The 22,615-nt window shown below is 70.2% G+C and carries 20 protein-coding genes; 12 read left to right on the plus strand and 8 right to left on the minus strand.

Translation table 11 applies throughout. The annotated features are described in order from the left end of the window. The first annotated feature begins 189 nt into the window (after nt 1-189). The gene (locus BLS99_RS23140; RefSeq protein WP_091054106.1) at nt 190-1,068 is read left to right on the plus strand and encodes an alpha/beta fold hydrolase; all 879 of its coding nucleotides are present in this window, start codon (nt 190-192) and stop codon (nt 1,066-1,068) included. Between the two features lie 130 nt (nt 1,069-1,198). Here BLS99_RS23140 and BLS99_RS25865 read toward each other — a convergent pair whose 3' ends face one another. Further along, on the minus strand, nt 1,199-1,975 hold the full coding sequence (locus BLS99_RS25865) for a hypothetical protein (protein WP_176953498.1): 777 nt from the start codon (nt 1,973-1,975) through the stop codon (nt 1,199-1,201). 235 nt (nt 1,976-2,210) lie between these two features. Here BLS99_RS25865 and BLS99_RS23150 point away from each other — a divergent pair, with 235 nt between their 5' ends. Beyond that, entirely contained in the window at nt 2,211-2,468 is a 258-nt protein-coding gene (locus tag BLS99_RS23150; RefSeq protein WP_091054108.1) for a DUF397 domain-containing protein, read from the plus strand. On the opposite strand, the gene BLS99_RS23155 is transcribed toward BLS99_RS23150, so the two are convergent. Next, the gene (locus BLS99_RS23155; protein WP_091054109.1) at nt 2,443-3,918 is read right to left on the minus strand and encodes a family 43 glycosylhydrolase; all 1,476 of its coding nucleotides are present in this window, start codon (nt 3,916-3,918) and stop codon (nt 2,443-2,445) included. The genes BLS99_RS23150 and BLS99_RS23155 overlap by 26 nt on opposite strands. A 207-nt stretch (nt 3,919-4,125) precedes the next feature. Continuing rightward, a complete protein-coding gene (locus tag BLS99_RS23160) occupies nt 4,126-5,715 on the minus strand; it encodes a family 43 glycosylhydrolase (protein ID WP_091054110.1) in 1,590 nt (529 codons plus the stop codon). A gap of 311 nt (nt 5,716-6,026) precedes the next feature. Here BLS99_RS23160 and BLS99_RS23165 point away from each other — a divergent pair, with 311 nt between their 5' ends. Then, complete coding sequence (locus BLS99_RS23165) at nt 6,027-7,265, plus strand: serine hydrolase domain-containing protein (protein ID WP_091054111.1); 1,239 nt, start codon at nt 6,027-6,029, stop codon at nt 7,263-7,265. Between the two features lie 76 nt (nt 7,266-7,341). Here BLS99_RS23165 and BLS99_RS23170 read toward each other — a convergent pair whose 3' ends face one another. Beyond that, nucleotides 7,342-8,157: an NAD(P)H-binding protein gene (locus BLS99_RS23170; protein WP_091054112.1), complete on the minus strand. Its 816-nt coding sequence runs from the start codon at nt 8,155-8,157 to the stop codon at nt 7,342-7,344. A 97-nt stretch (nt 8,158-8,254) separates the two neighbouring features. Here BLS99_RS23170 and BLS99_RS23175 point away from each other — a divergent pair, with 97 nt between their 5' ends. The 4 genes from BLS99_RS23175 to BLS99_RS23190 all read left to right on the plus strand — a co-directional run bounded on the left by BLS99_RS23175 (nt 8,255) and on the right by BLS99_RS23190 (nt 11,831). Next, a complete protein-coding gene (locus BLS99_RS23175) occupies nt 8,255-8,650 on the plus strand; it encodes a winged helix-turn-helix transcriptional regulator (protein ID WP_091054113.1) in 396 nt (131 codons plus the stop codon). Between the two features lie 177 nt (nt 8,651-8,827). Beyond that, nucleotides 8,828-9,859 (plus strand): hypothetical protein, encoded by a 1,032-nt coding sequence (locus BLS99_RS23180; RefSeq protein ID WP_091054114.1) that lies wholly within the window; start codon nt 8,828-8,830, stop codon nt 9,857-9,859. A 39-nt stretch (nt 9,860-9,898) separates the two neighbouring features. Continuing rightward, a complete protein-coding gene (locus tag BLS99_RS23185) occupies nt 9,899-10,645 on the plus strand; it encodes an SDR family NAD(P)-dependent oxidoreductase (RefSeq protein ID WP_091054115.1) in 747 nt (248 codons plus the stop codon). Between the two features lies 1 nt (nt 10,646). After that, nucleotides 10,647-11,831, plus strand: coding sequence for a metallophosphoesterase (locus BLS99_RS23190; protein ID WP_091054116.1), 1,185 nt, complete (start codon nt 10,647-10,649; stop codon nt 11,829-11,831). Nucleotides 11,832-11,840: 9 nt separating this feature from the next. On the opposite strand, the gene BLS99_RS23195 is transcribed toward BLS99_RS23190, so the two are convergent. Further along, the gene (locus BLS99_RS23195; protein ID WP_176953499.1) at nt 11,841-12,374 is read right to left on the minus strand and encodes an NUDIX hydrolase; all 534 of its coding nucleotides are present in this window, start codon (nt 12,372-12,374) and stop codon (nt 11,841-11,843) included. A gap of 271 nt (nt 12,375-12,645) precedes the next feature. Between BLS99_RS23195 and BLS99_RS23200 the strand changes: the two genes are divergently transcribed. From BLS99_RS23200 to BLS99_RS23210, 3 genes are all read left to right on the plus strand, one after another. After that, the gene (locus BLS99_RS23200) at nt 12,646-13,332 is read left to right on the plus strand and encodes an HD domain-containing protein (RefSeq protein WP_091054118.1); all 687 of its coding nucleotides are present in this window, start codon (nt 12,646-12,648) and stop codon (nt 13,330-13,332) included. A 216-nt stretch (nt 13,333-13,548) separates the two neighbouring features. After that, entirely contained in the window at nt 13,549-14,835 is a 1,287-nt protein-coding gene (locus tag BLS99_RS23205; protein ID WP_176953500.1) for a toll/interleukin-1 receptor domain-containing protein, read from the plus strand. Nucleotides 14,836-14,911: 76 nt separating this feature from the next. Beyond that, the gene (locus tag BLS99_RS23210; protein WP_091054120.1) at nt 14,912-15,385 is read left to right on the plus strand and encodes an HIT family protein; all 474 of its coding nucleotides are present in this window, start codon (nt 14,912-14,914) and stop codon (nt 15,383-15,385) included. A gap of 35 nt (nt 15,386-15,420) precedes the next feature. Here BLS99_RS23210 and BLS99_RS27535 read toward each other — a convergent pair whose 3' ends face one another. Beyond that, nucleotides 15,421-15,546: a hypothetical protein gene (locus tag BLS99_RS27535; RefSeq protein ID WP_281243628.1), complete on the minus strand. Its 126-nt coding sequence runs from the start codon at nt 15,544-15,546 to the stop codon at nt 15,421-15,423. A gap of 829 nt (nt 15,547-16,375) precedes the next feature. Here BLS99_RS27535 and BLS99_RS23220 point away from each other — a divergent pair. Continuing rightward, nucleotides 16,376-17,077, plus strand: a complete 702-nt coding sequence (locus BLS99_RS23220; RefSeq protein WP_091054122.1) for an alpha/beta fold hydrolase — start codon at nt 16,376-16,378, stop codon at nt 17,075-17,077. A gap of 39 nt (nt 17,078-17,116) precedes the next feature. On the opposite strand, the gene BLS99_RS23225 is transcribed toward BLS99_RS23220, so the two are convergent. Next, nucleotides 17,117-20,485 carry a tetratricopeptide repeat protein gene (locus BLS99_RS23225; protein WP_091054123.1) on the minus strand — a complete coding sequence of 1,123 codons (3,369 nt, stop codon included), beginning with the start codon at nt 20,483-20,485 and terminating at the stop codon, nt 17,117-17,119. A gap of 226 nt (nt 20,486-20,711) precedes the next feature. Here BLS99_RS23225 and BLS99_RS23230 point away from each other — a divergent pair, with 226 nt between their 5' ends. Next, nucleotides 20,712-21,413: a phage antirepressor KilAC domain-containing protein gene (locus BLS99_RS23230; protein WP_091054124.1), complete on the plus strand. Its 702-nt coding sequence runs from the start codon at nt 20,712-20,714 to the stop codon at nt 21,411-21,413. 134 nt (nt 21,414-21,547) lie between these two features. On the opposite strand, the gene rhaS is transcribed toward BLS99_RS23230, so the two are convergent. Further along, nucleotides 21,548-22,609 carry a rhamnose ABC transporter substrate-binding protein gene (gene rhaS, locus BLS99_RS23235; protein WP_218126816.1) on the minus strand — a complete coding sequence of 354 codons (1,062 nt, stop codon included), beginning with the start codon at nt 22,607-22,609 and terminating at the stop codon, nt 21,548-21,550. Nucleotides 22,610-22,615: the final 6 nt, after the last annotated feature.

Consider the following 22,615-nt stretch of genomic DNA (forward strand, 5'->3'; position numbering starts at 1 on the left):
GAGCCGAGCCGAGCCGAGCCGAGCCGAGCCGAGCCGAGCCGCGGTGCGGTGCGGTGCGGTGCGGTGCGGTTCAGCGTGACGGTGCGGCCCACCAGCGGATTCACCCTCCCAGTGATACTTCGCGCCTCGACGGGTACCCCGTACCCGACGACCAGCGGACGCACCGCGCGTCCGGGGAAGGGGGTCCCCGTGGAGGACACCCGAATCCGCCACCGGCACGCCGATATCGCCGGTCACCGGCTCATGTACCGCGAGGCGGGGCGCCCCGACGCGCCGACCGCGCTCGTCCTGCTCCACGGCTTCCCCAGCTCCTCGCAGATGTTCCGCGACCTCATGGAGCCGATGGCCGCGACCGGTGTGCGCGTGCTCGCCCCCGACCTGCCCGGTTTCGGCCTCTCCTCGCTCCCCGCGCCCGACACCGAGTACGGCTTCACCTGGCTCGCCGACGTGGTCGAAGCCTGGCTCGCCGCCCTCGGCGTCGAGGACAGGATCCTGTTCCTCCACGACTTCGGCGCCGCGGTCGGCTACCACCTCGCCACGCGCTCGCCCGAGACCGTGCGCGGCCTCGTCGTGCAGAACGGCAACGCCCACGAGGACGGCCTGGGCGAGCAATGGGACGCCAGCCGCGCCTACTGGGCCGACCCGACCGAGGAGAACCGCGGCAAGATCGACACCTGGATGACCTACGAGGGCACCCGCCACCAGTACCTCTGGGGGATGCCGGACCGCCTCGCCGAACTGGTCCCGCCCGAGACTTGGGAACTCGACTGGCGCGCCATCTCCCGCGACCACGGCCTCGACCTCCAGTGGAAGCTGTTCACGGACTACCGGTCCCACGTGGCCCGCTTCGGCGAGATCCGCGACTACCACCGCGAGCACCGGCCCGAGGCCCTGATCATCTGGGGCGTGCACGACCCCTTTTTCAACCTTGACGAGGTCCCCGCGTTCCGCCGCAGCCTCCCGCACGCCGAGAGCCACCTCCTCGACGCCGGCCACTACCTGCTGGAGACCCACAGCCGCGAATGCGCGGACCTCATGCGGCCCTTCGTATCCCGGATTGCCGGTTGAGCATGTAGGCGGACTTCGGAGTCCGGAGTGGAAAGTGCGGAGTAGAGAGTGCGAGTGCAAGTCGCGGGATTCAGGGTTCGGGGTTCGGGGTTCTAGGTGCAAGGCGCGGAGTGCGGGGTTCGGGGTGCGATCAACCGCAACGGGACAGGCCGATCTCGGTGAACTCGGCGAACGACGCGATCCGCTCGACCGCCCCATCTTGGAAGTAGACCTCGCCCGCGCCAAGGCGTTCGAGGTCGGCGACCGTGAACGACACCGCCCCCAGGGTCATCGAGCCGTCTTCGGGCCAGGCGCGAACCTCGTAGATTCGCTCGGGGTCGGGCGGGGAGGGTGCGGTGCCTTCGGCAACGGTCCAACCCGGCGCGGGGTCGGACAGGGAGATCGCCGACGGGTCGCTCAGGCTCGGCGAGGAGTTCTCAAGGCGCAGTTCGGTACGGCGAGTGGTCCAGTCGGGAACGGTGGAGGCCGGGTGGGGTGCCGGATCGGTTGCCGGGTTGGTGGCTGAGTCAGTGGCTGAGTTGGTGGCCGGGTCAGAGGCTGCTGGTACGGGGCGGGTGGGGACCGGGTCGGTGCCAGGGTCGGTTGCTGAGCCGGTGTCGGAGCTGGTGGCTTCGTCAGTGGCCGAGCCGATAGCGGATTCGGTGGCTCGGTCGGTGGCCGCGGGTGTGGGATCGGTGGCGGTGGCGGTGGCGGTGGCGGTGGCGCTGGCGCTGGCGGACGCGGCCGGTTCGGCTACGGCGGAGCTGAGGGTCATGGAGGTGGCGGGGCCTTCGCAGGAGGTCATCGCGACGACCGGGCCGCCGGCCGAGTCGACACCCACGCCGACGAGCCCGACCTCTTCGGCCGAGCAGGAGGAAAGCGCTGCGGCGGCGAGGAGCAGGACCGCGACGCGGAGGAGTGTGCGCATGGATCAAGTGGACTCCGCCTCGGCGGCTCTCGGGCGAGATGCCGCCGGATTGCGATGAGGTCGTGACCAGCCGTGATTATCCATGCGGAATGGGCCGGTCGATCTCCACCTGGATCGGCCGGCCCCCTGCGGGCCGGCGGCCCGCCATGTGAGGTTCTATCGCCGAGCCGCCGAGCCGCCGAGCCGCCGAGCCGCCGAGCCGCCAAGCCGCCAAGCCGCCAAGCCGCCAAAAGATATGGAGTACACCAGCTGGCGAAAGAGTACTCGGAGTAGCAACACGGCCAACTCCGACTGTGTCGAGTGCCGCCAGACCTGGAGGAAGAGCTCCCGCAGCAACAACACTTCGAATGCTGATTGTGTTGAAGCTCGGAGCACCACCACTGGATTCCAGGTGCGGGACTCCAAGCTCCAACACGAATCGCCGGTCTTCGAACTCTCCGCCGAAGACTTCACGAGCTTTCTGAGCGCTACTCTCCCGAAGGCGCGGCGATGACCACACCGCTCGGCAACGGCGTCCCGAAGTTCGGGGTGCCGTTCGCGTTCCAGGTGATCGGCTGAACCCGCGTCTCACGGGTCGATCCGCAACCCTGCGATGAGGTGGTGTTGGCGTGGTAGACCAGCCACTCCTCGGTCCCGTCAGGCGAAGTGAAGAACCCGTTGTGCCCCGGTCCGAACGCGCCGCCACCCTGTTGGAGCACCGGCGTCGAGGTCTTGGTCCAAGACGAGGCCGACAGCGGGTTGGACCCGGTCAACTCGAGCAGCCCCAGCTTGTAGTCCGGGGTGTTGCACGACGAGGCCGAGAAGGTCACGAACGTCCGGCCATTGCGCTGGAGCACCGCCGGCGCCTCGTTCGTCCTGCCGCCCTGAATCTCCCAGCTGTAGGTGGGCCGCGAGATGGTGACGTGCGAGCCGGTCACGGTCCACGGGTTCGACATCGCCGCGATCCGAATCGACTGGTCGGCGCCGACCCACTCCGACCACATCAGGTACAGGTTCCCGTTGACCTGAAGGTACGAGCCGTCGATGTTCCACTGGTTGGGGAGCGGCGTCGCCATGAACTCATACGGCCCCATGGGAGTCGATGAGGTCGAGCGCAGCACGTGGAGCTTCTGGCCGTCGAAGTTCGTCTGCGAGTTCCCGGAGGTGTACATCAGGTACCAGGTGCCGTTGATCCGGTGGAACTCCGGCGCCCAGTGAGAGCAGCAGCGGCTCGCGTTCCCCGAGTCGTTCCACACCACGGTGTCGGAGGCCGTCTTGAGGCCGTTCAGCGTGGTCGCCCGGCGCATGATGACCGTGGAGCTCCAGGTGGTCGTGGACATGTAGTAGTACCCGTCCCAGTACTCGATCCACGGGTCGGCGCCATTGCTGCGCAACGGGTTCGAGACCGTCGACTCGCCGCTCGCGGGGACGGCCGCGAGACGCCACTTCTGCGCGTTCAGACCGTTGTAGGTGTACTGCGAGACGCGGGCGCCGTTGCCGGTGGACCACTCCCACAGGTCCAGGGCCTTGCCTGAGAAGCGGTTGATGAAGGAGAAGGTGCCGTCGGCGTGCTCGGTGACCGACCACTGCTGGTTGGTGCCGCCGAGGTCGGTCCACTGGGCGATGGTGGCGCCGTCGGCGCCGTTCCACTCGAAGACCTCGAGGACCTGGTTGGAGTGCCGGACCTGGATCTTGTAGTAGCCGCTGCCAACGGACACGAACTGGAACTGCTGGCAGGTGCACTGGTTCGGCGCGTACTGGTTGAGGATCGCCCCGGTGGAGGTCGAGGCGTTCTGGATGTCGAGGGCCTTGCCGGAGTGGGCGCTCGTGATGGTGAACCAGGCGCCGGTCGGGAGCGCGGCCTTGGCGGGCGTCGCGGTTGCGATCGACAGCCCGAAGGCCGCGAGTGCGGCGATGAGGGCGAACGCGAGCAGTGCGCGCCCGCGTATGAGGGTCTTGGTCATGAAGGGCTCCAAGCGGAGTGATTGCAGGTGTGAGGGAGGGGCGCACCGGTGGAGGGTGCGCCCCGGGAGCGGCTGAACTGGTCGGCCGCCGTCAGTGGCGCGGTTCGAGGCCGCGTTTGCGGAGGGTGGTGCGCAATTGCCGTTGAGACCGTGTCTCGGACCGCGCTTCCGGTCCTCAACTGCCGTTGAGACTGTGCGCTCTGATCCTCAACTGCCGTTGAGGATTGGCCAACCCGCCGAGTTCCATTCGATCTGCTCGATGTCGAGCGTGAATCCGCCGTTCGATCCGTAGGCGTGGTACGAGATCAGCCCGCGGTGGAGCGACTGCCCGCCCGCGGCGACGTTGTTGCCGTACGCCCCGAGGACCACCGTCCCGCCGCCGTTGCGCATGTCGACCCCGGAGGCGTCGACGAACGGCCCGGTGGGGGAGGAGGACCGGCCGACCGTGATCTTGTAGGTCGAGTTCGCTCCCGCGCAGCAGGTGTCGATCGAGGTGAACAGGTAGTAGTAGTCGCCGCGTTTCATCATCGAGGGCGCCTCGATGCCGCCGCTCTTGGTCGCCAGGCGGATCGGGGTCGCACCCGCGGCGGGCTTGCCCGAGGGCCAGTCGAGCTTGAGGATGTGGATGCCCTGCCACCAGGAGCCGAAGGCCATCCAGTGGGTGCCGGCGTCGTCGACGATGATGTTCGGGTCGATCGCGTTGTAGGCGTTGCCCGTATAGGACTGGAAGACCGCGCCGCGGTCGGTCCAGCCGTAGCCGGCCGCGTTCGGGTCCAGGGTCGGGCTCGTGGCCAGGCCGATCGCCGAGCGCTGCGAGCCGAAGGTCGAAGCGGAGTAGTAGAGGTAGTAGAGGCCCTGCGCGGCGTCGTAGTGGATCTCGGGCGCCCACAGGTTCGAGACGCCGGAGATCTGCTGCGTGATCCACGCGGGCTTGGAGTTCCAGATGGTCCCGATGCTCTGCCAGGTTTGGCCGCCGTTGGTGGAGCGGCGCATCGAGATGGTGCCGCCTCCTTGGCTCGCGTCGCCCGTGGCGAAGACGTACCACGGCTGGCCCGAGCAGCCCGCCCACAGCGCCGGGTCGTGGGCGCCGAGGCTGCCGCCGACCGAGCCGGGTTGCGAAGGCGGCGTTGCGCATTCGCCCTGCGACGGGTTGCCGGTGGTCGGCGGGTCGGTCGGGGTGGACCCGACCGGCGTCAGGCGCCACTGCTGGTTGTCGGCGCCGGTGGGGTCGTACTGGGAGATCCGCGCGCCGGGGGAGGTCGAGTGCTCCCACAGGTCGAGGTTCCTGGCGGAGAAGCGGTTGGTGAAGGTGTAGTAGTCGCCGGTGGCGGTCGCCCGCCACTGCTGATTGGTGCCGCCCAGGTCGGTCCACTGGGCGATGGTGGCGCCGTTGGCGGCGTTCCAGTCGTACACGTCGAGCACGAGGTTCGAGTGGCGGGCCTGGATGCGGTAGTAGCCGTTCCCAGCGTCGATGAAGCGGAACTGCTGGCTCGTCGCTCCGGTGGCGGTCTGCTGCACGAGCTGCGCGCCCGTCGCCGATGAGCCGCCCTCGATCCCGAGCGCGAGCCCGGAGAGGCGGGAGGTGACGGTGTACCAGGTGCCGGTCGTGATGGCGGCCTGGGCGTTCGCGGTGACGAGCATGAAGGTCGCCGCGGTCGTCAGGGCGGCGACGAGCACGGCGAGTGCCGCGATGATCCGCCGCCGTGTGCGGCCGCCGGTCGCGGGCAGACCCAGCGCAGTGGTGCGTCGGCGCTTTCTACGTGCGCGGTCGTCGGTCTCGGTGGACTCGGTGGTCATGGGGTGGACTCCTTCTGCCCCTCCTCGGTGAGGAGCGGTCGGGACGGGGAGCCGGGGACGTTGCCGGGTGGCCCTCGGCCGGTCACGGGCGGTGCGCCCGAAAGATATTGGATTGAGGCATACATGAGTATCGATGGGTATAGGCAGCGTAGCTGAGATTTACCGTTAACACAAGACGGATCTACAACGTTGCAGGATCGTGCTCGCGAGACGTGGAGGAGTCCGCCCGCTCGGCATCCTCTCTGCGGCCCAACGGAAGATCCCCGCGTCAGGGGGTACTCCCGGGGCCAGAGATCCCCTAGGGTCGGGTGATGCGAACCGACCTACCGATCGCGGCGTTCGCCGCACTCGCGCTCATCGCGGCACCCGCGGGCGCCGCGAGCGCGGCCTGTCCCGACCCCGCACTCGACCCCGACCTGCTCGAATCGAAGCTAGAAGCCTTCGCGGCCGTGGGCGACTACTCCGTGGTCGCCGCCGTGGCCGACGGCGACGAGTCCTGGACCGGCGCCGCAGGGCCCCGGACCGTGGACGGCGGTGAGGACGCCGAGGCCGACGACCAGGTGCGCATCGCGAGCCTGACCAAGTCGATGGTCGCGGTGGTCCTCTTCCAGCTCGAAGCCGAAGGCGAACTCGACCTCGACGACCCGATCGAGGACCACCTGCCGGGCCTGCTGCCGTACACCGAGACCATCACGGTCCGCCAGCTCATGGGCCACACCGCGGGGCTGGGCGACCACTTCACCAAGCTCTTCCCCTCCCTCGCAGAGGGATCGATCGCCGACCTGCGGACCGACATGGGCGTCCACCACACGCCCGAGGAGCTGGTGGCGCTCGGCACCGAGGGACCGCTGCTGTTCACCCCCGGCGAGGGCTGGATGTACTCCAACACCGGGTACGTCGTGCTCGGCCTGCTCATCGAGGAGATCACCGGGCACCAGCTCCGGCACGAGCTCGACGACCGCGTGTTCGACGAGGTCGGCATGGACGACACCTATCTTCCGCGCACGAGCAGCGCGGGCTTCCGCGGCGACCACACCACGCCGTACATCACCACCGGCGACGACGCCGACCCCTACCTCGACACCACCGGGCTCTCGCACTCGGTGTTCTGGGCCGCGGGCGGCGTCGTCTCCGATGCGGACGACGTGAACGCGTTCTACCGGGCCGTCGCCGACGGGACGCTCTTGACCGCCGCGCAGCTCGCCGAGGCCACCGACTTCCGCACCACCGGCTGGGGCTTCGACTACGGTCTCGGCTTCGCCGGGGCCAAGCCCGGCTGTCCCGACGACCCGGACGCGGTCTACATGGGCCACAACGGGGGCGGGGTCGGGCACATGACCTACTCCTTCCACTCCCTCGACGGCGAGCGCCAGGCCACCTTCACCTGGAACCTCGACAACTCCCACGGCTACGTCGACTGGGAGGAGCTGCAGCGCACCCAGGACGCGTTCATCGCCGCCGCGCTGTGCGGCGTCGACGCCGACGAGATCACGGTCGAAGTGCGGCCGGAGACGGCCTCGTCGGTCGAGGAGCTGTTCGCGCTCGGCTAGACCGACGCAGCCCGAGCACGGCCGCGGCCCGACCCCTGACCGGGTCGGGACGCGGCCGTGCTCGACGCGGCCCGTCCTACCGGAACGCCGCCGCGTTCCGCTCCGCCCAGGCGGCGAACGTGGTCGCGGGGCGGCCCAGGAGCCGTTCCACCTCGGGGCTGATGCGCTGCTCGGCGGCGCTCGGGTTGCCCATGACCTCCAGGGAGCCCTCCACGACCTCGGCGGGCCAGAAGGCGAGGAACTGCTCGTACGCCGCCTCCCGCGTCTGCTCGATGAACGCGACCGGCTCGCCGATGGCCGCGCCGATCGCCTCGGCCTGCATGCTCGGGGACACGAGTTCGGGGCCGCTGAGCATGTAGATCCGGCTGCTGTGGCCGTCCTCGGTGAGCACGGTCGCGGCGACCTCGGCGATGTCGCGCGGGTCGATGATCGGCAGGCCCACGTCGCCGAACGGCGCGGTCACGATGCGGTCCTGCCGGATCGAGTCCGTCCACAGGAGCGCGTTGGAAGCGAAGCCGTTCGGCCGCAGGATAGTCCACTCCAGACCAGAAGCGGTGAGGGCGTTGTCGTACGCCTGAACCTCCGGGCTCGGCCTGGTGGCCGCGCGCTCGGAGGAGAGGAGCACGACCCGGCCGATCCCCGTGGCCTCGACCGCTTCGAGGACCGGCGCGATGTCGATCTCGTGGTCGCGGGTGAGCAGGAACAGCTTGTCCGCACCGGCGAAGGCGGCCGCGAGGGTGTCGGGCTTCGCGAGGTCGGCGACGCGGTGGGCGACGCCGGGCGGGAGCTCGGCCGCGCCGCGCGACACGGCGGTGACGTCCTGGCCCTTGGCGAGGAGCGCTTCGAGGAGCGGGCGGCCGACGTTGCCCGTGGCTCCGGTGACGACGATCATCTGGGTTCCTTCCGTTGTCTTCCGTTGGAGGTGCAGAACCCAAGGTAGGAGCGAAACTCACTCTTGGTAAGGACGTACCTCGAGGTAAGCTCATGACATGCCGGAAGGAAAACTGGCCGTGGCACCCGGGCCGCCGGACGGGAGTGAGGTCTTTCACTCGAACTGTCCCGCAAGGCAGGTGCTCGACCACATCACGAGCCGCTGGGGCATCTGGGTCCTGCTCGCGCTGCGCGAGAGGGACCTCCGCTTCTTCGAACTGCGCGAGCGCATCGAGGGGATCAGCGAGAAGATGCTCTCCCAGACCCTGCGCACGCTCGTGCGCGACGGCCTCGTCTGGCGCCGGGTCGAAGCCTCTACGCCCCCGAAGGTCACTTACGGCCTCAACGAGGTCGGCCGCGGCACCAGCGACCGCCTCGTGGGCATGTTCGACTGGATCAAGCACAACGCCGAGGACATCTGCGCCAACCAGTCGGAGTTCGACGACGCCGCATAGGGGGCGGCCCCAGAGGCGGCCCCGCGGCGCCCGCCGGTCCCCCGTGCCGCACGACGGGCTCCCAGCGGGCCGGGCCGTCCGCCGCGACTTTCGTCGGGCCGGATCGATACCGGAGCCACCCGGTCCGATACCCGCGACCGATGCGCCGCAACGGCTCCCGTCCCTACCGTCGAGGGCATGGACCAGCCCGCACCCGCCACGAGCCCGCACCCCTCCGGCCCGCCGCGCACTTCCCTCGCGCGCCGCCTCGCGCCCGCGATCGGCCTCGCGCTGCTCGCGCCCGTGTGCGCCGAGATGCTCTCCGGCTACGACGTCACCACCGGCGACCCCGCCGCGCTCCTCGTGACCGTCCTCTTCGGATCGATGCTCTACGGCGCCCCCGCGCTCCTCATCCGCGAGACCGCCCGCCGCGCCGGACTCGGCTGGCCCGGCGTCCTGCTCCTCGCCGCCGCGCTCGGCATCGTCCAAGCGGGCATCATCGACCAGTCGATGTTCTCCGCGAACTACCGCGGCATCGACTACTGGGCCGAGATGACCGGCCCCACCTGGATCGACCCGCTCGGCCTCAGCGCTTTCACCGCCCTCACCTTCATCGGCGGGCACACCCTCTGGAGCTTCACCGCCCCCATCGCGATGGTCGAGGCCGTCGACGGGCGCGAACCCCGGCCGTGGCTGCGCGCCCCCGGCCTCGTCGTCACCGCCGTCCTCTACCCCGCCGCCGCCTACGTCGTGCTCCAAGACCACCTCGCGAACGAGACCGACCACGCCTCGGCCGCCCAGGTCACCGGTGCCGCGGTGACCGCCGCGGTCCTCATCGTCCTCGCGCTCCTGCTGGGCCGCAAGCGCTCTCGGCCGGTGCCGCGCCGCGTCCCGCCGCCCGCCGTCCTCATCCCGGCCAGCGCCGCCGCGCTCATCGCCGCCGGGTGGACCTACACCTGGACCGGCGTCGCGGTCGCCGCCGCCCTCATCCTCGGCGGCGGCGCCGCGATCGTCCACTGGTCCCGCTCCGAGCACTGGGACCGCCGCCACGCGACCGCGCTGGCCGCCGGCGCGCTGCTCGCCGTGGTCCTCCCCAGCTTCCTCACCGACCCGATCGGCGAGACCGACCCGGTCGCGAAGTACGTGAACAACGCCGCCCTGACCCTCCTCGTCATCGCGCTCGCCTGGTGGGCGATGCGTCGCGCCGCCCGGAGCGCCCCGCCGCGCTAGAGTCGGGCCCGGACCCGCACACGACCGAAGGAGCACCGCATGGCACGCACCGCAGTGGTCAGCGGCGGCGGCACCGGCATCGGCCTTGCCGTTGCCGAACGCCTTGCCGCCCAAGGCGACGACGTCATCCTCGTCGGACGCCGCGAGAGCGTCCTGGCCGAGGCCGCCGCGAAGATCGGCGAGCGCGCCACCTTCGCGGCCGCCGACCTGGAGACCGTCGAAGGCGCCGTCCAGGTCCTCCAGCACGCCTCCGAACGCGCCGGCCGCATCGACGTCATCGCCGCGGCCGCGGGCGGCAACGCCGCCGGCAAGGTCCCCGAAGACCTCCCGAAGGGCTTCGAGCGCGCCTCGTGGGCCTGGACCGCGAACCTGCGGCTGAACGTGATGACCGCCGTGCACCTCGTCGAAGGGCTCAAGCCGATCCTCAACGACGACGGCCGCATCGTCCTCTTCAGCTCCATCGCCGCCTTCCGCGGCTCCGGCTCGGGCAGCTACGGCGGCTCGAAGGCCGCGCTGCACCCCTACGCGATCGACCTCTCCGCCGAACTCGGCGCCCGCGGCATCACCGCGAACGTCATCGCACCCGGGTACATCGAGGACACGGAGTTCTTCGGCACCAGCATGACCGAGGAGCGGCGCACCATGCTCATCGGACAGACGCACAACGGCCGCCCCGGCACGCCCGCCGACACCGCCGCCCTCACCGCGTGGCTCGCCTCGCCCGAGGCTGGGCACGTGACGGCCCAGATCGTCCAGACCAACGGCGGCGCCCTGGCCGGGCGCTGACATGGACCGGCTCTGGTCCACGGTCCCGGACATCGCGATCCCGGTCGGATTCGTCGCCCTGCACGCCTACCTGTGGCTGCGCCTGTGCCGCGACACCACCCGGCCCGGCTCGCGCTGGCGGCCGGTCGGGGCGGTCGTCCTCGGCGTCCTGGGGGCGATCGGGTTGCTCGCGTGGTTCCTCACGCCCTCGACCTACGCCCCGATGCGGCTCCAGTCGCTGGTGGGGTGGCCGGGCTGGATCTGGTTCGGGGTGCTCATGTACCTCGGCGGGCTGCTGGTGCTCGCGGAGCCGGTGCGCTGGTTCCTCCTGCGCCGCAACAAGGAGGAACCCGAGGACGAGTCGGAGGGCATCACGCGCCGGGCCGTCGTCTCCAGGGCGATCGGCCTCGGCGCGGGCGCCGTCGCGCTCGGCACCGTCGGGTACGGGCTCTCCGAGGGGTACCGGACGCCGCGGCTCAAGGCCGTGACCGTGGCGCTGCCGCGGCTGGAGCGGCGCTTCGACGGGTACCGGATCGCGATCGTCGGCGACACGCACTTCTCGGCGATCCGGGGGCGCGGGTACTGCGAGCGGATCGTCGAGCGGATCAACGGGACGCAGGCCGACCTGATCGCGTTCGTGGGCGACCTCGCGAGCAACGAGGCCGACCAGCTGCGCCGCGAGACCGAACCCCTCGCGCGCCTGAGCGCCCGCGACGGCGCGTTCTTCGTGGCCGGCAACGCGGAGCACTACACGGGCGCCGACGCCTGGTACGAGCGCGTCGAGGAACTCGGCATGACCGGCCTGCCGAACCTGCGGGTCGAACTCCCCGGGTTCGACCTGGCCGGCGTCAACGACCTCATCGTGGAGCAGCGCGACATGCAGGACACCGAGACCGGCCCGGACTTCGAAGCGGCCCTGGGCGACCGCGATCCCGCCCGGCCGGTGGTCCTCCTCGCCCACCAGCCGTCCGCCGTCGAGCGCATCGCCGGGTACGGCGTCGACCTCCAGCTCTCCGGCCACACCCACGGCGGCCAGATGTGGCCCGTCCACTACCTCTCCCGCCTGCGCAGCGGCCAGCTGTCGGGCCTGGAGACCCACCACGGCACCCAGGTCTACGTCACCAACGGCGCCGGCACCAACGGCCCCCCGATCCGCATCGGCGCCGACGCCGACATCACCGTGATGACCCTCCGCTCCGCGCGCTGACCTCGTCTGTCAGCAGAACTCCTTGAACCGCTCCATGACGATGGGGCGCGGGAAGTCGCTCTGCGGGCGCCATTCGGCGGCGCACACCTCACTGATGCCGGGAACGAGCCGGGTTCGCCTCGCGCGGAACACGTACTGCACATCGAAGTGAGGGTGCGCTCCCTCCCCCTTCTTCTGGTTCTCCGGGATGTCGTGCACGTTGATCAGGATCGGGGCGGTGTCCACCAGGACGAGGTCCGAGGGGTCGATTCCTGTCTCCTCGCTGACCTCGCGACGCGCCGCGTCCACGAGCGTCGCGTCGCCGGGTTCGATGTGACCCCCGGGCTGGAGCCACAGGTCGAGGTCCCGGTGGTGGACCAGGAGGGTGCGGTCGTTCCGGTCGAGCACGGCCGCCGAAGCCGTGAAATGCCCGCTCATGGTCGATCGTGAGAGGCAGGAAGGGTAGTCGCTGTTCAGGAGCTTGAGGAGGTCCTTTTCGTCTCCCGGCCAGCGCTCACCGTAGGCGGCGATGGCGGAGTGCAGATCGGTCATGCTGATTCGCATCGGACAATCCTGCCACGTGCATCCCCAACCTCGAACGCGGCCGTACAGGCGCACGACGGGTTGAGCGGTGCCGCTCCGTCCCGGCGGCCGGGCGCGTCGCCCTCCGCGCCCGGCCGCTCGTGCGGACGGCATTGACGAGCATCACTCCAAGATCATTTGCGTCTCAACTTCAGTGACTACTGTGACCTGTTGTGACACAGACGCTCGAACCATATATTCGACGGTTTCGGTCAGGACCGATTCTGAAGTCGAGCTGGTTTACACTACGAATATGGATGCCTCTAACCTGCAGATTGCCGACGAAATCGAAGTCTCTACCGACTTGGTTCGAGCGGCGCTCGACCACGCTTTCCGAGAACTCGGAGGCGATACCACCGGTCACGATCTCGATCATGTATTGCGCGTCTTCCGCATGGCAAGAAAATTGGCAAACGACGAAGGTGCAGATCTTCAGACCGTCGAGCTCATCGCGGCCCTGCACGATGTCAAGGACTTCAAGTTCACCGGCGACGAGATGTCCGGTGCGCGGGAGGCCAGGCGCTGGCTGCTCGACCAAGGAGCCGACCCTGAACTGGCCGAACTCGTGGCCGCCAATGTGGCCGGGATTTCCTTCAAGGGTGCGGGCACGCGGACGCTGCCGCTCACACTGGAGGGCAAGTGCGTCCAGGACGCCGACAGGCTCGATGCGCTCGGCGCCATCGGGATCGCGCGCTGCTTCACATACGGCGGCAGCAAAGGGCGAGTGATTCACGATCCGTCGGTACCCGTGGAGCACCACGAGACCACCACGCAGTACCTCTCGCACCAAGGCACCAGCATCAACCATTTCTACGAGAAGCTGCTGCTGTTGAAAGACCGGTTGAACACCGGTTCCGCGGTCAAGATCGCAGAAGGCCGCCATGAATTCATGAAGGCGTATCTCGAACGGTTCAATGCCGAATGGGAATCATTCGCCTGAGCAGTTGTCCATAGGTCATGCAGATGAGTGAGTGCGATGTCGGAAACGGTATGCGAAATCGCTTCCAGGTTACTGTCGATCGACTCCTTTGAGAGTCTCAGCCAGTCGGTCCTGGAGCACTGCCTCCTGGACGGAGGGCGCTTCGAAGCCGGCCGGTTCGGCCGGGACCAGCATTCCTCCGCGTCTGCGGGGGCCGTGCTCAACGGTGTCGCCTCCGTGCCCTGCGTTCCCGACCAGATCCGCTCGCGGACATTCGAACTCGGCTATTCGCTCATCGGCACCGACGGCCGCCTGAAAGGCCACGACGAGCACCCCGACGACGGGACCACGAGCTGGTCGCTCGCGCAGGTGCTCCTCGGCATCGCCCGGGCCCCCGGCCTCCGGTACGTCGAGTCGCCGCGCTTCCACAACGCGCTCATGCGACTGCTCAAGCTCCAGAACCGGACCACCGGCGCGTGGCCGCTCCGCGAAGGCGACATCGACGACGTCTCCTTCGCCTTCTACCCGGTCCTGCTCTTCGACCGCTTGGTCCGCCGCGGCAGCTCCCACGCCCGCCACGTCATGGAACCGCTCCGGGCGACGGCCCGCCACCTGCTCGACACCGCGTCGGGCATCGCGCCGACCAACATGGTCCTCGCGGTCTCGGCGCTGGACCGGATCGCGCGCCTGGGCGAGCTGTCCAAGAGCCAGCGCGTCCAGTACCTCGCGTACAAGACACGGCTGAACTCCTGCCTGGTCGACGACGACGGCGGTCTCAGGCTCGAAGACCTGACCCTCCACAACGAACTCCAGCCGCGCTGGCACTCGGTCACCTGGAGCCCGCTGCTGTACGGGTGCACCCGTGCCTGGGGCGGCGTGCAGTCCGGCCACAACCTCCAGATCGCCGACCGACTCATCAGTTCCTTCGACGAGAAGGAGGGCGGCTGGCTGGGCCCGTCGCGGTCGGTCGGCAAGGCGAGTTCCTGGGCCTCGTCGCTCGGGGTGCTGAACACCTATCTGCTCGCGCGCGACCTCGTGGCCGCCAAGATCAGCGCCGAGGAGTTCCTGGAGCTGACGCAGTCGGAGCACTCGCGGCGGCGGTTCGACATCGTGATCTCCTTCGGCGGGCCCGACCGCGCGGTGGCGCAGGAGGTCCGCGACCGCCTCGTGACCGCGGGGCTGCGGGTGTTCTTCGACTTCGACTTCCGGCACAACCTGCTCGGCGAGGACCTCGCGGTCACGTTGCAGGACATCTACTTCCGCCGCAGCCGGTACGCCGTCGCGATCCTCTCCCGGTCGTTCCTCAAGTCCAAGTGGGCCGGGAACTGGGAGTGGCGGGCGGTGCTGGCCAGGATGAACAGCCAGCAGCAGGGATATCTCCTGCCCTACTTCCTGGAGAACGTCGAGGTTCCCGGGCTCAATCCGACGATCGGCTTCCTGTCGTCCGACCACGTGTCGCCGCGGGAGTTCGCCGAGATCGTCGTCCAGAAGGTCACGGGGGCGTTCGACGCCCAGTTCCGTTGACCTCCCTCCCCGAACCGTCCGATCAGCCGCGAACGCCCACGGAAAGGCGCACAGTACGACCATGCACTTGCACGCGATGACAGCCCTCGATCACAATGCGACCTGCGCACCGGACCCGGAGGCCGAGCCCGGCGCGGTCGGATGCGACTTCTGCGGCATCGCCGCCGAGGGCGGTGAGACCCACGAGGTGCTGCGCACCGACACCGTGATCGGCTTCTTCCCGCTGTTCCCCGCCGCGATCGGGCACACGCTGCTGATCCCGCGCGCCCACGTCCCGGACATCTGGAGCCTCGAACCGGCCCTGGCGGGTGCGCTCGCCGAGGCGAGTGTCGCCGTCGCGCACGCGATCCGCTCGGCACTGCGGCCCGACGGGCTCTCGGTGGTCCAGTCGAACGGCAGGTCCGCATCGCAGACCGTCATGCACCTGCACGTCCACCTGGTGCCCAGGTGGGAGGACGACGCCCTGCCGCGCATCTGGCCCACGCGTTCCGCCTGGCCCGAGCATCGGCTCGCGGCGGCCGGCGCGGCGATCCGGAGCCGCCTTGACTGAGCCGGTTTCGTCTGGGCCCGACTCGATCGGGCCGGTCAGGCGGCCGACCACACCAGCGACCCCGCCCCGACCAGCGCGGAGGGGGCGTAGAAGCCGACGATCGACCACGACTTGAACACCGATCGCCAGGAGCACCGCTCCAGATAGGCGCTGCGGTCCATCGAGTACACCTGGAGTAAGCCCCTCCGGGCGTCTTCATAAAGGCATCGGAACAACCGCTCCTCCCTGAGGTAGCGGCAGTCCAGATACGTGAAGAACCCCATCGAGGTGAGGCCCAGTACTGAGAATAACGGCACCGAACCCGCAGCCGAGATGCCGAAGGCCGCCATTGAAACGGTGATACCCCAGCCTTTCGCGGTGGAGGACAGCCCCGACATCCGAGTGATCGCGGACTGGATGAATTCGAGGTGCTTCCTCTGGTCTTCGGTGAGTTGCGCAGATCCACTCATCATCCGATACTCGCATGCCCGGCGTGTTTCCGCACGCCACAACGCCACCGCATGGTGAGACGCGCTCGGCTGCAACGAATCGGACCGGAAACTCGGTTCCGGTGGTGCGAATGGTCGGGATCAGGCTGCCAGGGTCAGGTTCGCGGGCACCCCGAATACCCTATGCAAGTAAGGATTTTTTAGAGATTCTGCCCCCCAAGGTGGTGATGCCCATAGGGGGATGAAGACTCCGAGACCTGCAAGTAGCGATCCCAGGATCCCGAGGATGCTCCCGTACTCCCTGAGCGCGGGCAGGTCCTTCGCGGGACCCGCGAGCCAGGTGGCCAGCGCGACCGCTCCGGCGGCGCTCAGCGAGGTGCGGAGCCATCTTCGCCGGAGTCTGCTGCGTCTGCTGCGCGAGATCCCGATATCGCGATTATGCCAGCCCCGCTTCGATTTCGTCTCCCCCGATCGGAGGACACGAGGAGTTATCGATCAGGTTCCGGTGCCGTCCTGAGCCGTTCCGGACGGGGTGTCGGTGGGCGCCGCTAGGGTCGGGGCCATGGACATCATTCTGATTCCCGGTTTTTGGCTCGACGCGTCCTCCTGGGACGAGATCACTCCCGCGCTGGAGAAGGCCGGGCACCGCACCCATGCGCTGACCCTGCCGGGCATGGAGTCCCGCGACGCCGACCGCTCCGGCATCGGCCTGCGCGACCACATCGACCACGTCATTGCGCAGGTCGACGCGCTCGACGGCCCCGTGGTGCTCGTGGGCCACTCCGGCGGCGGCGCGGTCGCGCACGCCGTCGCCGATGCCCGGCCCGACCGGATCGCGCGCGTCGTCTACGTCGACTCGGCGCCCCTGGGACCCGGCGGCGTCATCAACGACGAGCTGCCGGTCGTGGACGGCGAGATCCCGCTCCCCGACTGGAACGTGTTCGAGGACGAGGACCTCGTGGATCTCACCCCCGAACTGCGCGAGGCCTTCCGCGCCCGCGCCATCCCCACCCCCAAAGGCGTCGCGTACGACAAGCAGGTCCTCTCCGACGAGCGCCGCTTCGACGTGCCGGCCACGATCATCTGCTGCGAGTTCAGCAGCGCCATGATCCTCGCCTGGATCGAGCAGGGCGTCCCGTTCGTCAAGGAGCCCGCCTCGGTCAAGGACGTCACCTACATCGACCTGCCGACGGGCCACTGGCCCCAGTTCACCAAGCCTGTCGAGCTGGCGGAGGCCCTGGTCTCGGCCGTCGGCAAGGCGTAGACGCGATCGGTGATCGCGGTGCCGGCGACGGCGCCGCGATCAGGCCCCGTCGAGGTACGCGGCGACGGCCCGCGCGAACTCCTCGACCCCTGCGACGTCCAGCCCCGGGCATGCGGCGAGGAACGACAGCTCCCGGCGGAACTCGTTCGCGACGGCGATGCCCGGCGACGACTCCAGGACGTCCCTGAGCTGGAGCCGCGCCGCCGCCGCATCGCCGCCCAGCAGCAGGTACAGGACCAGGTTGGTCCGCAGGAACCCCTCGGCAGGGCCCGCGGCGATCTCCTCCCGGCCGAGGCCGGCCGCCGCCGCGAACGCCGCCGCGGCCTCCTCCCCGTCCCCGGCGACCGCGGCGACGAGCCCTGCCACGTACCGCCACCAACCGCTCGATGGCGCTGACGCGTGGGCCGGGGCGAGGTCGGCCGCCGCCGCATCCGGGTCGCCCCGCAGCAGGTGGACCAGGCCGCGCTCCCCCCGGTTCCAGGGGTCGTCGGGGTCGAGCTCGACGGCCCGGTCCAGATCGGCGAGCGCGGCGTCGAGATCGCCGAGCACGCGGTGCATCTCGCCGCGCTGGGCGATGGCGGCCTCGAACTCCGGATCACGCGCGACCGCGCGGTCGAAGTCGTCCCGGGCCTCCGCGCAGCGTCCGAGGTCCCGGTAGGCCCGACCGCGCCGCTCGTACGCCGTCGCGAGGTCGGGAGCGAGTGCGACGGCCCGGTCGAGGTCGGCGAGCGCGTCGCTGAAACGCCCCATGAGGCGGTACGTCTCGGCCCGCTCGACCAGGTCCCAGTACTCGTCGCCCGCCAGCGCCGCGGCCCTGGTGAAGTCCGCGACCGCCTCCTCGTAGCGTTCGAGGGCCCGGTAGGCGCGCCCCCGCTCGGTGAGGGCCAGGTCGTTCCCGGGGTCCCGCGCCACCGCCTCCCCGAAGTCCTCCAGCGCGAGGCCGTACCGCCCGGTCCGGTACCGCGCGGATCCGCGACGCAGGTAGGCGGTCTCGTCGGCGGAGTCGAGCGCGATGGCGCGGTCGAGGTCGGCGATGGCCTCCTCGTCGCGGCCGAGGAAGTGCAGGAGCGATCCGCGCTCGGTGTACGGCATCCCGATGTACGGGTCGAGCTCGATCGCGCGGTCGTAGTCGGCCAGGGCGAGGTCGGTCTGCCCCAGGTCGGCGTGGACCCCGCCGCGCAGCCCGTACGTCCAGCTCGCACGGGCGTTCAGCTCCAGCGCCCGGTCCAGGTCGCGGAGCGCTTCGTCGCTGCGGCCCATGAGGAACAGCGTGTACCCGCGCTGCGCGATGGCGCTGTCGTTCTCGGGGTCGGCCGCGATCGCTGCGCCGAAGTCGGCGAGCGCGTCGTCGTACCGCCCGGTCAACTGGTGGGTGACGCCGCGCTCCTCGATGTTGGCCGGGCTCTCCGGTTCGAGCGCGATGGCGCGGTCGAAGTCCGCGATCGCGGCGTCGTACCGCTTGCCCAGGCGGTGCTCGATCCCGCGCTGACGGTGGAGCGCCGGGTTCCCGGGTTCGAGCGCGACGGCGCGGTCGAAGTCGGCCATGGCCTCCGCGTCGCGGTTGACGATGCGGTAGGTCAGCCCGCGGTGCAGCAGCGCCGTCGCCGGCGAGGGGTCGAGGTCGACGGCCCGCGTCAGGTCCTCAAGGGACTCGTCGAACCGCCGCAGGGCCTGGTGGACGAGGCCGCGCCGCCGGTGGAAACGCGCCCGGCCCGGCACCATGGTCACCGCCCGGTCGAGGTCGGCGAGCGCCTGCTCGTACCGCCCCGCGAACCGGTGCGACTCGCCCCGGCCGCTGAGGGCGTCGGCGAGGGCATCGGGGGCGAGTTCGCCGCTGTCGATGAGCGCGGTCAGGAACGCGGTGTCGTCGTCCCGGTCCTTCAGGAGCCCGGTCAGCCGCTCGCCCCACGAGCGCAGTCGCTCGGACCCGGACGCGGCGCCGGCCTCGGTGAGCATCGCCGCCCACTGGCGGGCCGCCGCGACGCCCTCGTCGGTGGCGTCGACCGCCGCGGCGAACGCGTCCTGCAACGCGGGTCCCGGTGCGGCGCATAGCCGGTGGTAGTGCTCCTCGACGGCCAGCGACTGCCACTGCGGGTCGGACCGGCGCCGGGCCTCGGCGAGTCCGAGGGCGGCCTGCTCCTGCGCGAAATGCGCGACGAGGGCCCGGTGCTGCTCGCGCCAGCGCTGCGGGGAGGTGACCCGGGCGAGGCGGAGCATCGGGTCGCGGACGGCGTCGTGGTAGCGCCAGTAGTCGCCGGCGCGGGAGACGAACGGGAGCTGGAGGAGCCACGCCAGCAGGTCGTCGACTTCCCCGGCCGCGGGGATAGCCAGGAGCGCGTCGCGGTTGAAGCGGCGGGGGAGCGCGGCGGCCTTCGCGAGCCGCTTCCGCTGCTCGTCGGGCTCCCACTGGAGGAACCGCTCGACGGCGTCCTCGCTGGGGTCGGGCACCGACCCGGGGTCCTGGGGGCTGCGGGCGGCCAGGGTCGCCAGCCACATCGGGATCCGGCCCGACAGCGGCAGGATCACCTCGACGACCGCTTCGCCGGTGATCCCGCGCTGCGCCAGGAAGCCGCGGGCCTCCGCGTCGGTGAACGGCTCCAGGGGGTGGGCCGCGATGAGGGTGCGCAGCGGGGACCAGCGGTTGTCGGCCAGGGCGAACTGGCCCGCGACGACGGTGACGACGTTCGCCGAGAGGCCGCCGAACCGGCCCGAGAAGAGGTCCAGGAGCCAGCTCTCGAGGTAGGGGGCGGTGCGCTCGAACGTGTCGAAGCACAGGACCGCGGGCCGGTCCTCGGCGACGGCGCTGAGCGAGGCGACGAAGGAGGTCGTCAGCGCGTCCACTGGGGACAGCAGCAGGTCGATGTCGGCCTGCTTCCCGAAGCGCCGCACCAGGTAGGCGCGCAGGCGGTTGGCCTGCCCGGCGACCGCGTCGGGGTCGACGAACTCGGCGACCGCCCCGGCCACGGGGACCGTCCTCGCGAGCGCCATCCCCGCGCGGACGGTGGTCGTGGTGACCAGGTCGCCAAGGGGCGCTTCGGGATCGCTCTCGAGTTCGCGGCGGCGCCGGCGGTAGGCGGCGAGCCGGTCCTCGAACCCGGTGAGGCGGGCGTCTTGGGCGGCGAACCCGGCGGCGAGGGCCGCCATGGTGTCGACGACGTCGAAGTAGTCCTCGTTCACCAGTGCCGAGGCCGCGCCTTCGGCGTCGGCGATGCGGCGGAACTGCTGGAGCAGGAAGGACTTGCCGACGCCCGCGATGCCGTGGACGTTCACGATGTAGCGGCGGTCGGGGTGGAGGGGAGGGAGGCGGAGGTTGTCCCGGAACTCGGACAGGCGCGCGTCGCGGCCGACGAAGGCGTCCTGCTGCCGCAGCCGCAGGACGTCCTGGAGGTTCGGTGCGGCGCCGTCCAAGTGGCTCACTCCCGGGGAAGAAGGTCGGTGGATCCGCCTCCAAGGGTAGGGCAGGGGCGCCTGCGGAGCGGATCTTCGAACACCGCGGACGAGGGCGAAAAATACTCGCTGAACTGGGGGAATTCATGCCGCTCGACATGCGGGAAATGTCGTACCCCGAACGTATGATCGATAGTAGGACCGTCCTTGGAAGCCGCTGAGGACGCCCTCCCGAGAGGAGCCGAACATGCTCGAATCCGCCCCCGTTCAGCAGCAGCCCGCCGTGCGGGACGCCATGCCGCACCTCGGATACCGCGCTTGGCAGCGCTACCAGGACGCCGCCCAGACGGCCGTCGTGCTCCGCGGGATCGCCGCCGACGTCGCCGTCGCGCCGGTCCCGATCGACGCCGACGACCTCGACGAGATCGAGGTGGCCCGCCGCTACCTCGCCGCACTGGAAGCCAAGCGGCGCTTGCAGATCAAGCTCGCCGACCTCGCCCCCGCGGCGGCCTCGTGGGAGGTGCTGGCCTCCGGGCGCGGCGACTTCTCCGTGGGCGACGCGGCGAAGATCCTCTCGCGGGACCCGTTCATCGAGATCGGACAGAACCGCCTCTTCGCGGCCCTGGCCGACTACGGCTGGACCTACCGCCAGCGCGGCGACCACGGCTGGCGCGTCTACCAGTCCGCGATCACCGCCGGGCGCCTGTCCGAGATCCCCCAGTCCCATTCGCACCCCCGGACCGGCCGCCGGGTCATCGACCCGCCGCAGATCCGCGTCACCGCGAAGGGCCTCGCGGACCTGCGCGAACGCCTCAGCGGCGGCCGCACGGAGGTGCTCGTGGAGCTGCCGCGCCGGGTCCCCGGCGCGGCGCTGGCGGAGATCGAGGCCCCGCTCCCGCGCCGTGTGCCGGGAGCCGCGCTCGCGGACACCGAGGCCGACCGCGGATAACCCCTTGGCCGGGCGGCCGCGCGAGCGGCCGCCCGGTTGGGGCGCATCGGAAGTCGGCCCTTGAGAAGCCGGTTTTCGAAGGCGGCTCCCTGGGGGTCGGCTCTTGCGAAGCCGGTCCTTGAGAGGTCGGTCCTCTAGAAGTCGAAGTCGTCGATGTTCTCGGCGTTGAACCGCGTCGGCGGTCCGAGCGTGACCACGGCGTCGGCGCCCACGGTGAACTCGCCGAGCTCACCCGCGGTGAACACCTCACCCTCGGCGCCGGTGATGATCCCCGACGCGGCGGCCGCGCCCGTGTAGGCGGCCAGCTCGCCGAGCGCGGTCGGGTCCCACAGCGCGAACTCGGTGACCGTCCCGTCCTGCACGAACTCGCGCATCTGGTTCGGCGTGCCGAGCCCGGTCAGCGCGACCTGCCCCTTGAACTCCGTGCCCGAGAGGTACCGGGCCGCGGCCGCGATCCCCACGGTGGTGGGGGAGATGATCGCCTTCAGATCCGGGTGCGCCTGGAGCAGGCCCTGCGTCTCGGAGAACGACTTCTCGTCCTCGTCGTCGCCGTACACGACGTCGACCAGCTTCATGTCGGCGTAGCTCGGGTTCGACGCGAGCTCGGCCTCCATCACGTCGATCCACGCGTTCTGGTTGGTGGCGTTGGCCGTCGCCGACAGGATCGCGATCTCGCCGGTCGCGTCGATCTGCTCCGCGGCCATCTCCAGCAGCGTCAGGCCCACCTCGTCGCTGTCCACCTGCGACACGAACAGGTCCCGGCATCCGGGGTCCACATCGGAGTCGAAGGTGACGACGACGGTGCCGCCCGCGCGGGCCTGCTCCAGCGACGAGCACAGCGCGTTCGGGTCGTTCGCCGAGAGCAGGAGCACGTCGGTGGCCTGCTGGCTCAGCGTGTCGATATAGCTGACCTGCGACGACGCCGAGGCGTCGGAGGGCCCGGTGTACTCGAACTCCCCGCCGAGGGTGTTCGCGGCGGCCTCCGCGCCCGCGCTGGACGCCTCGAAGTAGGGGTTGTTCACCGACTTCGGGAGCATCGCGTAGGTCAGGCCGGTCTCGAACTCGGCGTTGGGGTCGGCGCTGGCGTCGCCGCCGGGGCCGCCCCCTTGGTCTTCGCCCTGGGTGGTGCCGCTGCACGAGGCGAGGACCAGGGCGAGGATCGGTGCGGTGAGGAGGGTGAGGCGTCTGCGGTTCATGGGCTT

This window comes from Glycomyces sambucus, from assembly GCF_900102815.1.
Lineage (GTDB): Bacteria > Actinomycetota > Actinomycetes > Mycobacteriales > Micromonosporaceae > Glycomyces > Glycomyces sambucus.

Bases quoted from the DNA above. Each gene is read 5' to 3' on its own strand.
- BLS99_RS25865 (WP_176953498.1), bottom strand. From the start codon at position 1,975: ATGCGCACACTCCTCCGCGTCGCGGTCCTGCTCCTCGCCGCCGCAGCG.
- BLS99_RS23150 (WP_091054108.1), top strand. From the start codon at position 2,211: ATGGAGTACACCAGCTGGCGAAAGAGTACTCGGAGTAGCAACACGGCC.
- BLS99_RS23155 (WP_091054109.1), bottom strand. From the start codon at position 3,918: ATGACCAAGACCCTCATACGCGGGCGCGCACTGCTCGCGTTCGCCCTC.
- BLS99_RS23160 (WP_091054110.1), bottom strand. From the start codon at position 5,715: ATGACCACCGAGTCCACCGAGACCGACGACCGCGCACGTAGAAAGCGC.
- BLS99_RS23165 (WP_091054111.1), top strand. From the start codon at position 6,027: ATGCGAACCGACCTACCGATCGCGGCGTTCGCCGCACTCGCGCTCATC.
- BLS99_RS23170 (WP_091054112.1), bottom strand. From the start codon at position 8,157: ATGATCGTCGTCACCGGAGCCACGGGCAACGTCGGCCGCCCGCTCCTC.
- BLS99_RS23175 (WP_091054113.1), top strand. From the start codon at position 8,255: ATGCCGGAAGGAAAACTGGCCGTGGCACCCGGGCCGCCGGACGGGAGT.
- BLS99_RS23180 (WP_091054114.1), top strand. From the start codon at position 8,828: ATGGACCAGCCCGCACCCGCCACGAGCCCGCACCCCTCCGGCCCGCCG.
- BLS99_RS23185 (WP_091054115.1), top strand. From the start codon at position 9,899: ATGGCACGCACCGCAGTGGTCAGCGGCGGCGGCACCGGCATCGGCCTT.
- BLS99_RS23190 (WP_091054116.1), top strand. From the start codon at position 10,647: ATGGACCGGCTCTGGTCCACGGTCCCGGACATCGCGATCCCGGTCGGA.
- BLS99_RS23195 (WP_176953499.1), bottom strand. From the start codon at position 12,374: ATGCGAATCAGCATGACCGATCTGCACTCCGCCATCGCCGCCTACGGT.
- BLS99_RS23200 (WP_091054118.1), top strand. From the start codon at position 12,646: ATGGATGCCTCTAACCTGCAGATTGCCGACGAAATCGAAGTCTCTACC.
- BLS99_RS23210 (WP_091054120.1), top strand. From the start codon at position 14,912: ATGACAGCCCTCGATCACAATGCGACCTGCGCACCGGACCCGGAGGCC.
- BLS99_RS27535 (WP_281243628.1), bottom strand. From the start codon at position 15,546: ATGGACCGCAGCGCCTATCTGGAGCGGTGCTCCTGGCGATCGGTGTTC.
- BLS99_RS23220 (WP_091054122.1), top strand. From the start codon at position 16,376: ATGGACATCATTCTGATTCCCGGTTTTTGGCTCGACGCGTCCTCCTGG.
- BLS99_RS23230 (WP_091054124.1), top strand. From the start codon at position 20,712: ATGCTCGAATCCGCCCCCGTTCAGCAGCAGCCCGCCGTGCGGGACGCC.
- rhaS (WP_218126816.1), bottom strand. From the start codon at position 22,609: ATGAACCGCAGACGCCTCACCCTCCTCACCGCACCGATCCTCGCCCTG.